Annotated in this window: 11 protein-coding genes; 10 read left to right on the top strand and 1 reads right to left on the bottom strand. The window is 74.0% G+C overall.

The window, feature by feature from the left end; translation table 11 throughout:
* The first annotated feature begins 24 nt into the window (after window positions 1-24).
* The gene (locus ACFC1R_RS23155; protein ID WP_375941484.1) at window positions 25-1,950 is read left to right on the top strand and encodes an ATP-binding protein; all 1,926 of its coding nucleotides are present in this window, start codon (window positions 25-27) and stop codon (window positions 1,948-1,950) included.
* Window positions 1,947-4,343, top strand: coding sequence for a hypothetical protein (locus tag ACFC1R_RS23150; RefSeq protein WP_375941482.1), 2,397 nt, complete (start codon window positions 1,947-1,949; stop codon window positions 4,341-4,343). Before ACFC1R_RS23155 ends, ACFC1R_RS23150 begins: the two co-directional genes overlap by 4 nt.
* A gap of 132 nt (window positions 4,344-4,475) precedes the next feature.
* Here the strand turns inward: ACFC1R_RS23150 and ACFC1R_RS23145 are convergent, their stop codons facing one another.
* Entirely contained in the window at window positions 4,476-5,156 is a 681-nt protein-coding gene (locus ACFC1R_RS23145; RefSeq protein ID WP_375941599.1) for a DUF6445 family protein, read from the bottom strand.
* A 158-nt stretch (window positions 5,157-5,314) separates the two neighbouring features.
* On the opposite strand from ACFC1R_RS23145, the gene ACFC1R_RS23140 reads away from it, so the two are divergent.
* From ACFC1R_RS23140 to ACFC1R_RS23105, 8 genes are all read left to right on the top strand, one after another.
* The gene (locus tag ACFC1R_RS23140) at window positions 5,315-5,977 is read left to right on the top strand and encodes a DedA family protein (protein ID WP_375941480.1); all 663 of its coding nucleotides are present in this window, start codon (window positions 5,315-5,317) and stop codon (window positions 5,975-5,977) included.
* 112 nt (window positions 5,978-6,089) lie between these two features.
* Window positions 6,090-7,847 carry a threonine/serine exporter family protein gene (locus tag ACFC1R_RS23135; protein WP_375941478.1) on the top strand — a complete coding sequence of 586 codons (1,758 nt, stop codon included), beginning with the start codon at window positions 6,090-6,092 and terminating at the stop codon, window positions 7,845-7,847.
* A 55-nt stretch (window positions 7,848-7,902) separates the two neighbouring features.
* Window positions 7,903-9,078, top strand: coding sequence for a hypothetical protein (locus ACFC1R_RS23130; protein WP_375941476.1), 1,176 nt, complete (start codon window positions 7,903-7,905; stop codon window positions 9,076-9,078).
* Between the two features lie 217 nt (window positions 9,079-9,295).
* Window positions 9,296-10,537, top strand: coding sequence for a C40 family peptidase (locus ACFC1R_RS23125; RefSeq protein WP_375941474.1), 1,242 nt, complete (start codon window positions 9,296-9,298; stop codon window positions 10,535-10,537).
* Between the two features lie 504 nt (window positions 10,538-11,041).
* On the top strand, window positions 11,042-11,395 hold the full coding sequence (locus tag ACFC1R_RS23120; protein ID WP_375941472.1) for a hypothetical protein: 354 nt from the start codon (window positions 11,042-11,044) through the stop codon (window positions 11,393-11,395).
* A 75-nt stretch (window positions 11,396-11,470) separates the two neighbouring features.
* Complete coding sequence (locus ACFC1R_RS23115; RefSeq protein WP_375941470.1) at window positions 11,471-12,121, top strand: RNA polymerase sigma factor; 651 nt, start codon at window positions 11,471-11,473, stop codon at window positions 12,119-12,121.
* Window positions 12,118-12,459, top strand: a complete 342-nt coding sequence (locus tag ACFC1R_RS23110) for a hypothetical protein (RefSeq protein ID WP_375941468.1) — start codon at window positions 12,118-12,120, stop codon at window positions 12,457-12,459. Before ACFC1R_RS23115 ends, ACFC1R_RS23110 begins: the two co-directional genes overlap by 4 nt.
* A 146-nt stretch (window positions 12,460-12,605) precedes the next feature.
* Window positions 12,606-12,734, top strand: a complete 129-nt coding sequence (locus tag ACFC1R_RS23105) for a hypothetical protein (protein WP_375941466.1) — start codon at window positions 12,606-12,608, stop codon at window positions 12,732-12,734.
* Window positions 12,735-12,790: the final 56 nt, after the last annotated feature.

Raw genomic sequence — 12,790 nt, 5'->3', positions numbered from 1 at the left:
GTCGTACTGGCAGACTGGGGCCTCATGTCTGAAGGTCTCCAGTCCGGGCGGCAGCCTGATCGCGATCTGCGTACGACCGAGGTCGACCTCGGCGGCCTGGTCGGCGTGCTCGCCACCCACCTGTACTCCACCCCCCTGGTCGCGCTGCGCGAACTCGTCCAGAACGCCCACGACTCGCACACCCGCCGCAGGCTGGAGGACCCCGACAGCACCGCCGAGGCGGTGATCCGGGTCCGCGGTGACGCCGAGCGGCGCACCGTCGCCATCGAGGACACCGGCGCCGGACTCACCGAACCCGAGATCCACTCCTACCTGGCCACCGTCGGCACCGGCTACACCCGGCTGCTCCGCGAGGTCACCGGGGACCAGAGCCTGATCGGCGCCTTCGGCCTGGGCTTCCTCTCCGCCTTCTCGGTGGCCGAGGAGGTCACCGTCACCACCACCTCGCACCGGGAGCCCGGCACCGGCCACCGCTACCGCAGCCGCGGCGGCGAGCAGTACAGCGTCGAGCGGGTCGCCCCGCGCCCCGTCCCCGGCACCGTCGTCGAGTTGCTGCTCAAGCCCGAACACGCCCACCTCGCCGACGAGTACGCGCTGCGCGAGGCGCTCGGCCGGTACTGCGTGCTGCTGCCCGTCCCGGTCCACGTCGGCGAGGACCGGACGCCGGTCAACGACGTCCCCGTGCCCTGGCGGCACGAGGTGCCGGGGGACCGGTACGCCGCCCGGATGCGCTTCGCCACCGCCTTCGGCCGCCGCTTCGAGCCGCTCACCGCCTTCCCGGTCACCCCCGTCGAGGGCTCGACCGACGCCGTCGGTCTGCTCTGGGTCCAGGACGGCGGCACCTACGGCAGCACCGACAACCGCGACCTGTCGGTCTACCTGCGCGGCATGCTGCTCTCCGAGGACGCCCGCGACCTGCTGCCCGGCTGGGCCGGGTTCATCGGCGGCGTCATCGAGTCCACCCGCCTCACCCCGACCGCCAGCCGCGAGGACCTCCAGCGCGACGACCACTACCGCGCGCTCCAACTGGCCCTCGCCGACGCCGTCGTGGACGGTCTGTACGAGACCGCCCGGCTGCACCCGGCCGCCTGGCGCCGGATCCTCGCCCGGCACGGCCAGGACCTGCTCGGCGCCGCGCTCTGCGACGACCGGCTGTTCACCCTGCTCGCCGACGACGTCCCCGTCCCGACCTCGCAGGGCGACCTGACGGCCGGTGCGCTGCGCGCGGCCGGCGACGGCGCGGTGCACGTCGCACTCGGCAGCGGCGGCGGCTTCGAGGAGATGCTCTACCGGGCCATGCAGGTGCCGATCGCCCGCGGCGACCGGTACGCCGTGCTGCCGTTCCTGCGCCGCTACGCCCAGCTGCGCGGCTGCCGGATCGTCGAGCTCGGCAGCGAGAGCGGCAACCGCGAGCTGTTCCGCGACCCCGAGCAGCCGCTGCCCGCCGAGGAGGCCGCCTGGCTCGGGGCCGCCCTCGCCGACCCGGGCGAACAGCTGGTCCCCGCCCGCTTCGACCCGCCGGGCCTGCCGCTCGTCCTGGTCCCCGACCGGGAGGCCGAGCTCAAGGCCAGGATCGAGGACGACCAAGCGGACGCCCGCATCCCGTCCGCCGCGCTCCGGCTCGCCCGCGCCTTCACCGCGAAGACCGACGGCACCGTCAAGGCCAGGCTCTACCTCAACCTCGCCTCGCCCGCCGTCGACCGGCTGCTCACCGCCTACCGCACCGGGCACACCGGCAGCACCACGGCGGCCGGGCTGCTGCGCTCGCTGAAGGTCATCATGGCGGCGGCCTCCGGCTCCCCGGCCGGCGACCTGACGGTGGCCCTGGCGGGTGTCGGCACCGCCGTGGCGGCGCTCACCGCGGCCGTGCCGGAGGGACTGTCAGTGGTGCCGGACACACTGTCCGGAAGCGATCGGCACGACGCGCCGCAGGGGGAGGAGACCGGATGAGCACCGACATCTGGGCCTGGGTCCACGACGTCCACGGCGATCTGGTGGATTCCGGCCAGCACCGGCTGGCCACCGCGCTCGCGGAGATCGCCGGGCACGCCGTCGAGGGCCGCAACGACCGGCTCGACGCGATGTACCCGGAGGCCGTCGCCTCCGCCCGCGCGCTCGGCCTGCCCTGGGTCGAGGTCTTCCTGCGCCACTGGCGGCTGCAGAACCTGCTGAACAAGCGTCACCAGGGCGAGGCCGCGATGGCCGAGGCGGTCTCGCTGCTGGAGTTCGCGCACCGCGAGGAGACCGCGAGCTGCCCGCAGTCCGTCTGCGCCGTGCAGGACTTCACCATCTGCCACGCCAACATCGACGGGCCCGGGTACGTCACCGAGCGGCTCGCCGTGCTGGAGGAGACGCTGGAGCGGGTCGAGCCCGCCCGCGCCTGCTTCGACTGCCTCTCCCGCGAGTACGCCGACACCCTGGAGGACGACGGCCGCGCCGAGGAGGCCCTGGTCCACCTCGACCGCGCGCAGTCCCGGATCAAGGCCGCGGGCCAGCAGGTCTCGCTCTCCTTCGGCCACAGCCGCGCCTCCGCGCTGTACCGGCTCGGCCGTTACCAGGACGCCCTGGCGGCCTACGACGCCGCCGAGCTCGCCCAGGTCTCGGCCCGCCACAAGCCGGACGACGACGACCGGCGCAAGCTGGCCGTCGGCCGCGCGGTCATGCTCGCCGCCCTCGGCCGCACCGAGCTCGCCCTGGAGCAGCTCCCGAGCGCCGAGGAGGCCGAGCGCTACCCGGACATCCGTCACCGCTGGGCCACCGCGGTGGAGTCGCTGACCGCTGCCGGCGCCTACTCGAACGACGCCGGCCTCGGCGCCCGCCTGGCCCACTGGGTCGGCTACCTGGACACCGCCGGTTCCCACCGGCCCTGCCTCGACCTGCTGCTGATCGCGGGTCGGCTCGCGGTCCGGCGCGGTGCCCGCACGGTGGCCCTGACGCTGGCGGCCACCGGTGAGCGCAAGCTGACCCGACTGCGGCGCACCGACGGGGTCGCCGAGCAGGTCGCCGCGGTGCGGGCCGAGGCCGAGGCGCTGCCCGTCCCGCCGCTCCCGGTGCCCGCCGGCGAACTGCTCGACTGGCTGGCCGGGCACGAGGTCCCGACCGAGCACGCCGCCGACCTGCTCGCCGCCGCCCATGCGGAGGCGACCGCGGAGCCGGCCGCCGGGCCGACCGCCGGGGCGCCCTCGGACGGCCGGGAGGCCGCCGCGTCGGCGACCGACCTGGTGCTTAACCTGGCCGGTGCGCTGGGCGGTCTGGGGCACACCGCTGCCGCCGCCGAACTGCTCTGGGCCGCACTGGAGCAGGACCACGAGCACGAGCACCTGGTCCACATGCTCGCCGGGGTGCTGATCGAGGCCGGTGACGGCGAGGGCGTGAAGCGGCTGGCCGACCGCCTGATGCCCGGCAGCCCGGCGGACGCCCACTGGACGCGGGCGCGCTGGGCCGCCGCCGAGGGCCGCTGGGCGGAGGTCGGCGAGCACTGCGCCGCCCTGCTCGCCGAGGACCCTTCCCGGATCAACCCGCGCCGGCTGGCCGCCGCCGCCGCGACCAGGCTCGGCGACCACGCCACCGCCCAGCGGCTCTACCAGGAGCTGCTGGAGCACGCGCTGCTCGCCGAGGGCACCCCGCCCGACGAGCAGTACCGGACGGTCCAGCAGCCGGACCTCTGGCACCTGATAACCGCCGCCACGGCGAACCGGGACTGGGCGGCCGTGCGGTCGGTCGGCGCCCGGCTCGGGATCGAGTTCGAGAGCGGCAGCGGTCCGGTCGACGAGGAGTGGCAGCTGGTCACGGTCCGGGCGACCAGGACCAACGGCTCCACCGCCGAACTCCCCGCGGTCCGTACCGGTCCGGCCACCGCACGGATCCTGCCGGTGCTCGGCGAGGAGCTGCCGCTCAACCACCGGGACACCGTGGTCTTCGCTCCCGCGCTGCTCAACGAGCCGCCCGCCGAGGGCGAGTCCGGCGAGGGCTGGCGGCCCGCCTTCGAACTGCTCACCCTGCTCGACCCGGCCGGCTACACCACCTACTGGCTGGACGGCGGCTGGCCGGGCAGCGCGGCCTGGGACGCGCTGCGCGATGCTCTCGGCGAGGCGGGCTACGGCCTCTGGGCGTACAGCAACGGCGAGTACACGATCACCGACCCGGCGGACCAGGACGGTGCGCTGCCCGGCGTGTACGCCGCGCTCGGCGTGCCGCCGACCGCCTCGGCGATCGAGGCGGACGCGCTGCTCACCCGGTTGACGGCGGCCTGGGAGCACCCGCTGAGCTGGCTCGACCTGGCCGCGACGGCGGGCGCCGACGTGGCCCGCCACCAGGGGATCGTCGACCGCTACGGCCTCTGAGCGCGGCCCCGGAGCGAGCGGGAGCCTCCGGGGGCGCGGGAGCCGTGCGACCGGGTCCGCGGATTCGCCGCCGGCCGGTCGAGCGGTTCCCGCGCCCCACGGGCTCCTGGGGCGTGCGGCACTGAGGCGCTGTCAGGCCATCCAGAAGAAGACGGCGGTCATCCGCTTGTCCTCCAGGGTGCTGCCCCAGTACTCGGTGGCGCTGTGGATCATGTTGGAGGTGTAGAGCAGCAGCCGGTTGTACTTGTTCGCCACCCGGACGTCCTCGGTGAAGGCGTCGGGGGAGACGAAGCGGGTGCCCAGGGCCTCCACCAGGTTGGTGTGCGGGGCGGTCACCATGTTGCCGCCGAGGGTGCCGCCGGGCATGTTCTGCCGGTAGAAGCTGGTGCCGCAGTCCCTGGGCACGTCCGGGTTGAGGTAGAGCACCGCGGCGTACCGGCACAGCGCGCGCGAGTCGGTGTGCGGGCGGACCTCGCCCTCGTCCCGGCCGACCACCTGGATGCAGTTGTGGTTGAGGGTGGCGCCGCCGGGGGCGCTCTCCTGCCAGAGCCTGCGCGCGCCGGTCGCCTTCATCACCTGCCGCTCGATCCGGGCGAGTTCCTCCGGTTCGAGCCCGGGCATGGTGCGCAGCCCGGGCCACGTCTCGGGCTTGTACGGGTAGCCCTCGGTCCAGTCGTCCTTGGCCAGGCAGCGCGCCCGCACGGCGTCCACGTCGGGGAGCACGTTGTCGAGCACCCAGTAGTCCCGCCCTGGGGTGGGCTTTCGGTAGGGGAGGACCGGAAGAGCCGGGGTCCTCTGCGGCCTCGGGGGCATTGGCATGGGCAGACCATACAGTTCCGGCCTGTCACGGCACCCCCGCGAGATGGTCAACCTTCGGTCAACTCAAGGACGTTGACCCATCTCTTGGCAAGTGCTTTACCATTCCATTGCACAAGTCATACCGACCGTACCGTCCGTCAGGAGTCCAGCGCGTGACCAGCCTCTCCCTCGGCCCGTCCTGGCTCGATCCCACGACCCTGATCTCCACCTTCGGCCTGCTCGGCATCCTGGCGATCGTGTTCGCCGAGTCCGGCCTGCTGATCGGCTTCTTCCTGCCCGGTGACTCGCTCCTCTTCACGGCCGGCCTGCTGGTCGCCGACGGCACCTACCTCGACCAGCCGCTCTGGCTGGTCTGCCTGCTGGTCGTCGTCGCGGCCGTCGCCGGCGACCAGGTCGGCTATCTGTTCGGGCGGAAGGTGGGCCCCGGCCTCTTCCGGCGTCCGGACTCGCGCTGGTTCAAGCAGGAGAACGTGGAGAAGGCGGGCGCCTTCTTCGACCGGCACGGCCCCAAGGCGATCGTGCTGGCCAGGTTCGTCCCGATCGTCCGCACCTTCACCCCGATCGTCGCGGGCGTGAGCCGGATGAACTACCGCACCTTCGTCGTCCACAACGTGATCGGCGGCGTGCTCTGGGGCGGCGGCGTCACCGTCCTCGGCCACGCGCTCGGCCGGGTGGCCTTCGTCCGGGACAACATCGAGGCGATCCTGGTCGCCATCGTCCTGGTGTCGGTGGTGCCGGTCGTCGTCGAACTGCTGCGGGCCCGCCGGGCCGCCCGCGCGGCCGAGCGCCGGAGGGTGGACGAGTTGGTCGGCTGACCGCAGCAGAGGGTGCCGCTCCGTACATGTGCGTTCGCGCGTTCGATCAGGCAAGGTGGGACAAAAGATCACATCGGTGGCAGGATGCCACCGGGGGCGGCGAGGAGTGGTAGTGCCTAAGCGGGGCCGGGGCCGATCGGGCGGCGGCAAGAAGGTCAGGGGCGGGCGGGCGGTGAGGCCGGCGCCGAAGCCGGTACCACCGCGCGAGGCGCCACCCACCGAGGGCCTGCTCGGCTCCGCCGCGCCGCCCGTCGAGCGGCCCACCGTCATCCCGCTCGCGCCGCCGCCGGTCGAGACCGAGGGGCTGCTGCGCCCCGGTGAGCCCGAGCCGCAGGAAGCCCGGCCGACGGGCGGCGCCGAGGACACCCTCACCCCCGAGGTCTGGCGCGCGGTCGGCTACGCCCTGCCCACCGGCCTGACCGTACCCACCCTCAGCCCCGGTGCCCCCGGCGCCGCACCCTGGCCCGACCGGATGCGCACCCTGCTGCGCACACCCATGGCCGAGCGCCCCGCCTACGAGCGCACCCAGCGCGAGCAGAAGCCCGAGGCGGCGGTCAAGAACATCCCGCGCATCCTCGACCTGACGCTCCGGATCGCCGAACTGCTGCTCGCCACCGGCGAGGCCGCCGAGGACGTCGAGGCCGCGATGCTGGGCATCGCCCACGCGTACGGGCTCGACCACTGCGAACCGCAGGTCACCTTCACCCTGATCGGGATCTCCCACCAGCCGTCGCTGGTCGAGCCCCCGGTCACGGCGGACCGGGTGGTCCGCCGCCGGACCACCGACTACAACCGGCTCGCCGCCGTCTACAAGCTGGTCGGGGACATCACCGCCGAGAAGATCTCGGTCAACGACGCCTACCGCCGCCTCGCCGAGATCCGCCGCAACCGCCACCCGTACCCGACCTGGGTGATCTCCCTGGCCACCGGACTGCTGGCCGGTGCGGCCTCGTTCCTGGTCGGCGGACGGCTGGACGCCAGGGCCTGGCTGGTCTTCGCCAACGCCTTCGTCGCCGCCATCCTCGGCGACCGGCTGGCCTCGCTGATCGCCCGGCGCGGCCTGCCGGAGTTCTACCAGTTCGTGATCGCCGCGATGCCGGCCGCGACCTCCGGCGTCATCCTCTCGCTCTACCACTCCAGCCTGCGCGGCTCGGTGGTCATCACCGGTGGACTCTTCGCGCTGCTGCCCGGCCGCGCCCTGGTCGCCGCCGTGCAGGACGGCCTCACCGGCTTCTACATCACCGCCGCCGCCCGGCTGCTGGAGGTCCTCTACCTGGTCGCGGGCATCATCATCGGCGTCATGCTGGTCATCTATCTCGGGCTGAACTTCGGCGCCCGGCTCAACCCGAGCGAGAGCCTGGCCGGCTTCAGCCACCCGCCGGTGCAACTGCTCGCCGCGATCGTGCTGACCGTCGCCTTCGCCGTGCTGCTCCAGACCGGCCGCAGGAACCTTCCGCTGGTCGCCCTCAACAGCTGCGTGGGCTGGTCCACCTACGGTGTGCTCACCCAGAACGCCGACGTCTCCCCGATCGTGGCCACCGGTGTCGCCGCGGGCCTGGTCGGCCTGTTCGGCCAGCTGATGGCCCGCTACCGCAACGCCTCCTCGCTGCCGTACGTGACGGCCGCGATCGGCCCGCTGATGCCCGGTTCGGCGATCTACCTCGGCATGCTCTCCTTCACCCAGAACGAGCCCGTCTCCGGCCTGGTCGCGGTCGGCCGGGCCGCCGCGCTGGCGCTGGCACTGGCCGTCGGGGTGAACCTCGGTGGTGAGATCGCCCGGCTCTTCCTCAAGCGGCCGGGCGTCGAGCAGCCCCTGGCGCCCGCACTGAGGGTGCCGCGCCGTGCCGCCAAACGCACCCGGGGATTCTGACCACGCGTTAGCCGGGCGACACCCGGAGCAGCACGGAACGAAGGCACCGCCACCCATGATCAGCACGCTGTTGGACGGTTACCGCACCCACGTCGTCGCCGCGCACAAGCAACCGCTGTTCCTGCTGCTGGTCGGGTTCATCTGCTCGTTCGTGATGATCAGGTTCAGCGTCCGGATGATCCGGGCCAAGGTCCGCTGGTGGCCCGGCAACATCACGCCGGGCGGCCTGCACATCCACCACATGGTCTTCGGGCTCGGCTTCCTGCTGGTCGGCGGCATCGGGGTGTTCGCCACCAACGGCGGCCACCCCTGGATCAACTGGTTCGGCCTCGCGTTCGGGATCGGCTGCGGACTGGTGCTGGACGAGTTCGCGCTGATCCTGCACCTGGACGACGTCTACTGGAGCGAGCAGGGACGCAAGTCCGTGGACGCCGTCATCCTCGGCATCCTGGGCACCGCCCTGCTGCTCACCGGGTACGTGCCGCTCGGGGTGGTCCCCGGCCAGACCACGCCCGCGGGTTCGGGCCGGTGGGGGCTGGTCGCGGTGATCGCGGTGAACGCCCTGGTCTCGGTCGCCGCTCTGCTCAAGGGCAAGATGTGGACCGGACTGCTCGGCATGCTGGTGCCCGGTCTCTCCTGGATCGGCGCCATCAGGCTGGCCCGGCCGAACAGCCCGTGGGCCCGCTGGTGGTACCCCGCCAGGCCGCGCCGGGAGGCGCGAGCGCTGCGGCGCGAGCGCCTGCTGCACCAGCGCGCGGACCGTGCGCGCACCTGGCTCTTCGACCTGATCGCCGGTGCGCCCGACAAGGTCCCGGCGCACCACGTCGCCACCCACCGGGTCGCCGAGCGCATGGCCGCCCGGGCCACCGCCCACCTCGACGCGCACGCGGCCCGGTCCCTCGCCCGCCGCTCCGCCCGCCTGGCCGACCGCCGCTCGGCCGCTCCGTCCACCGCGGCCCTGCCGGTCGCCGCGTCCACCGCGACCGACCCGGAGCGGCAGGGGCGGGCCCAGCAGCGCCGCCGCACGGTGCGCGCCGGGCGCAGCCGCAGCTACGCGGTCCACCTGCCGGTCCGGGCCGGCAAGATGGCCGCCGGCGACCGCCGCACCGGCGGGGCGCTCAGCGCGTCCGGCGGCAGGCACGCTGCGCCGAGCGCCGTCGGCCCGGAGACGCGCGCCCTCCACCGCCGCTCCCGGTTCCCCCGGCTGCCCCACCCGGCACCCCGGCGCTGACCGCGGGCCCGGTGCTCGGCCGGCCGCGGGCCCGGCGCCCATCGGGCGTTCACCGAACGGAAGCTGACGCAGGGCCGGAACGTCCGACATCTCACCCGACAGGACGCGTGGGGCTGGCGCCGGTCCGTTGCGAGGTTTGAGAGCATTACGGTAAGTGACTGATTTGTCACGTGATGGGATCGATGGATCGTCAGATGTCGTGAGAGAGGGCCCGCCCGTGGCACGCAGACTCCTGCCGACGCTCCTGCTGTCGCTCTCGGGCCTGCTCGGCATACTGCCCACGGCCGCCGCAGCGCCGAGCGTCACGGCCGCCGCCCCCGCGCTGCCCCTTCCGGCAGTCCCTGCGGACGACCCCCACCCCTCGGCCGACGACGTCGCCCAGGCCCGGGACGACGCCACCGTGAAGGCCGGCGACAGCGCGGCGATCGAAGCCGGGCTGGCCGCCGCGCAGGCCGAACTCGCGGACGCGGACCGGGCCGCCGAGCAGGCGGTGGAGACCTACGACGGCGCGCAGGCGCGGCTGGCCAGGGCCCGAACCGACGCGGCCGCCGCCGCCCGGAGCGCCGCCGCGGCCGAGGCGGCCCGCACCGACGCGGCCGAACGCGCCGCCCAGCTGGCGGCCGAGACATACCGTCAGGGCGCCAGTGCCGAGCTCTCCGCGATCAACGCCCTGCTCGGTTCCGAGGGCCTGCGTGCCGTCGGTTACCAGGCCACCGCCGTCGGCGTGGCCGCCACCCGTACCCGGGAGATCCTGGACGCGGCCACCGCCACCGCCGCGGCCGCCACCCGCACCTCCGCCGCCGCCCACGAGGCCGAGCAGGCCGCCGTCCGCGCCACCGAGGCCGTACGGGAGGCCGAGGAACGGGCGCAGAGCAGGCTCGCCGCCCAGCAGGCACGGGTCGCCGAGATCGCCGAACGCCGTGAGCGCCTGCTCGCCGAGCTGGCCGCCGCCCGCAACACCACCGTCGAGCTGGAGCGGCAGCGGCGCGAGACCCTGGAGTCGGTCGCCGCGCGCGCGGCGGAGGAGGAGGCCAGGGCGGCGGCCGAGGCCGCGGACCCGGCGCCGAACCCGTCGGCCGACAGCGCCTGGTCGGCCGGGGGTGCGGAGGCCGCCATCGCCTTCGCCCGTTCCAGGATCGGACTGCCGTACATCTGGGGCGGCGAGGGCCCGGACGGGTACGACTGCTCGGGGCTGACCATGATGGCCTGGCAGCGGGGAGGCAAGCCGCTCACCCACTTCGCGGCCACCCAGTACGCCGAGTCCACCCCGATCGGGTACCACCAACTCCGGCCGGGTGACCTGGTGTTCTGGACGCACACCGGCCGTGCCGCGGACATCTACCACGTGGCCATCTACATCGGTGACGACCAGATGATCGAGGCCCCGCGCCCCGGTACGGCGATCAAGCAGGCCAGCCTCTGGATCATGGGTCGCCCGGACTTCTACGGCCGGCCGTAGGCGATCCCACGAGTCCTCGGGCCAGGTCCCGCCCCCGCCGACTCCGGGCCCACGCCGTGCGTGCCGCGACATGGGTGAGAGGCCGTACCCGAACCCCGCCGCCGGGTCGTCGGCGGGCCGTACGGCGGAGGTGGTGAGTGCTTCCGCCGGCGCTTGCCCGCGCAGAGCGGACCGGTGAGGACTGCGGCGGCTTCGGGGCGCGACGGGGGCAGCAGGGGCGGCGGCGGGAACTCGTCGTCCTCGTCTCCAACGGGGTCCTGCGACGGCCGTGGGTGCAACCGGTGCGACGACACGGCGGGCGGCGGACCGTTCGCCCGGGGCCGGGGTTCCGGGCCCGGTCGGCTCCGGCGGAGCCCGGGCGCGTTCGCTCCCCGGAGAGCAGGTCGTGGTGAGGTTTCTCGGATGCGGTCGCAACCCCGGGGGGTGTCGCACGTCTGGTGGGTTGAAGGCGCCCTTCAGCTGTTGTTCCAGACCGTGTTTCCGTCACTTCCTCGGGAGAGTCCCATGTCCGTGCACGCCAAGTCGAACTACCGTCCCCGTCCCCGGGTCCTGGCCGTCGTCACCGGCGTCGCGCTGCTGCTGGGCGGCGGCTTCGCCGCGCAGGCAGCGGCCGACTCCGGCGTGAAGCCGGCCCCCGCCGCGCCGAAGGTCACCACGTCCGGGGACGCTGCCCCGAAGGTCGAGTCGGCGCCCGGCGTCTCGACGCCGGGCGGTGGCCCGAAGGTCGTCGAGCCGGGCGGTGGCCCGAAGGTCGTCGAGCCGGGCAAGCCGGCCGAGGTGGTCAAGCCCGGTGCCGGGTCCGGCCCGGCCGAGAACGCGCCCCGGGTGATCCAGCCGGGCAGCGGGGGCAAGAAGTAGCAGCAGCGGCAGCACCACGGGGCGGGCCGGCCTCTTCGCAGGCCCGCCCGCCCCTCCCGCAACGGATCGAGGCCCATGCAGTACGCCATCCCCGCAGCGCCGCCCTGGCGGTCCGGTCTGCTCTCCCGCCTGCCCTGGCTGTCCCGGGTGTCCCGGGTGCCCCGCCCGCCCCGGACCGAGGGCGCGCCGGTCCGGGGGCGTCAGCTGCGGGCACTCGGTACGCCGGACGACGGCGGGCCGCCACCCACCCTGCCCGAGCTGTACCGGGCACGGCGACTTGACATGGTGCGGCTCGCGCTCTTCCTGGTGGACGACCTGCACACCGCCGAGGACGTCGTCCAGGACGCCTTCGCCGCCGTCTGCCGCACGTACGGCACCTCGTTGGACGGGCTCCAGGACCCCGGCGCCTACCTGCACACCGCCGTGGTCAACGCGGCCCGCTCCGTGCTGCGCAGGCGTCGCACCGCGCGTGCCTACACGCCGCCCCACCAGGGTTACGGGCCACCCGTCGACGAGGGCCTGCTGCTCGCCGAGGAGCACCGGCAGGTTCTCGACGCCATGGCACAACTGACGCGACGCCAGCGCGAGGTGCTGGTGCTGCGCTACTGGTCGGAGCTGACCGAGGCGCAGATCGCGCAGACGCTCGGGCTGTCGCGCGGCACGGTGAAGTCCACCGCGAGCCGCGCGCTGGACGCCCTGGAGAAGAAACTGGGGGCCAGCCGATGAGGCCGGATGCCGAAGACCGCCGGTCTGCGACCGAGGACCGGCTGCGCGCCGCGCTGGCCGCCCGCGCCGCGCTCGTCACGTACCGCGACCTGCGCCCCGAAGTGCCCGTGCCGGAGCGCAGTTGGGGAGTGCGCCGGGTACGCCGGGTGGCCTTCGCCGCGCTCGGTCTGGCTGCCGCCGTGGTGGCCGTGTGCCTGCTGGTGCTGCTGCCCCGAAGCCCGGCGGACCCGGCTCCGACGACGCCCGCCCACGCCCCGGGCATCAGTGAACCGCCGCCGTCCGCACCTGTCCGCCCGGCCGACCCGTCCAGTACGGACCCCCGTGTGACCCGGCCCTGAGACCGGTCCGGATCGTGGCCGGTGCGGCGGGCCGGCCCCGCCCGCCGGCGCCGCCGGTGCCGACCGCGGCGACGGCCCCGCGTAGTCAAAGAGCAGGTAAAAAAAACCTGGTGCGGAGGTCCGAAAGGCCGACGTACGGTGGCCGAATGGGCAACGACGCACATGGTCGGACCGGCCAGGACATCGAGATCAGGTACATCGGCGAGGACGAGCTCCAGGTCTGGGACCGGGCACTCAGCTTGGCGTTTATGGTCGCTGGTCACTCGACCGGCTGAGGTCTCCGGGATCCGGGCGCACGTGACGCGGCCGTTCTTCACGCTTCGAGATGTCG

This window comes from Kitasatospora sp. NPDC056138 (genome assembly GCF_042264695.1).
Lineage (GTDB): Bacteria > Actinomycetota > Actinomycetes > Streptomycetales > Streptomycetaceae > Kitasatospora.
The sequence above is the reverse complement of the archived record's forward strand: the minus strand, read 5'-3'. Positions and strand labels throughout refer to the sequence as shown.

Bases quoted from the DNA above. Each gene is read 5' to 3' on its own strand.
- ACFC1R_RS23120 (WP_375941472.1), top strand. From the start codon at position 11,042: ATGTCCGTGCACGCCAAGTCGAACTACCGTCCCCGTCCCCGGGTCCTG.
- ACFC1R_RS23155 (WP_375941484.1), top strand. From the start codon at position 25: ATGTCTGAAGGTCTCCAGTCCGGGCGGCAGCCTGATCGCGATCTGCGT.
- ACFC1R_RS23130 (WP_375941476.1), top strand. From the start codon at position 7,903: ATGATCAGCACGCTGTTGGACGGTTACCGCACCCACGTCGTCGCCGCG.
- ACFC1R_RS23110 (WP_375941468.1), top strand. From the start codon at position 12,118: ATGAGGCCGGATGCCGAAGACCGCCGGTCTGCGACCGAGGACCGGCTG.
- ACFC1R_RS23105 (WP_375941466.1), top strand. From the start codon at position 12,606: ATGGGCAACGACGCACATGGTCGGACCGGCCAGGACATCGAGATCAGG.
- ACFC1R_RS23145 (WP_375941599.1), bottom strand. From the start codon at position 5,156: ATGCCCCCGAGGCCGCAGAGGACCCCGGCTCTTCCGGTCCTCCCCTAC.
- ACFC1R_RS23150 (WP_375941482.1), top strand. From the start codon at position 1,947: ATGAGCACCGACATCTGGGCCTGGGTCCACGACGTCCACGGCGATCTG.
- ACFC1R_RS23115 (WP_375941470.1), top strand. From the start codon at position 11,471: ATGCAGTACGCCATCCCCGCAGCGCCGCCCTGGCGGTCCGGTCTGCTC.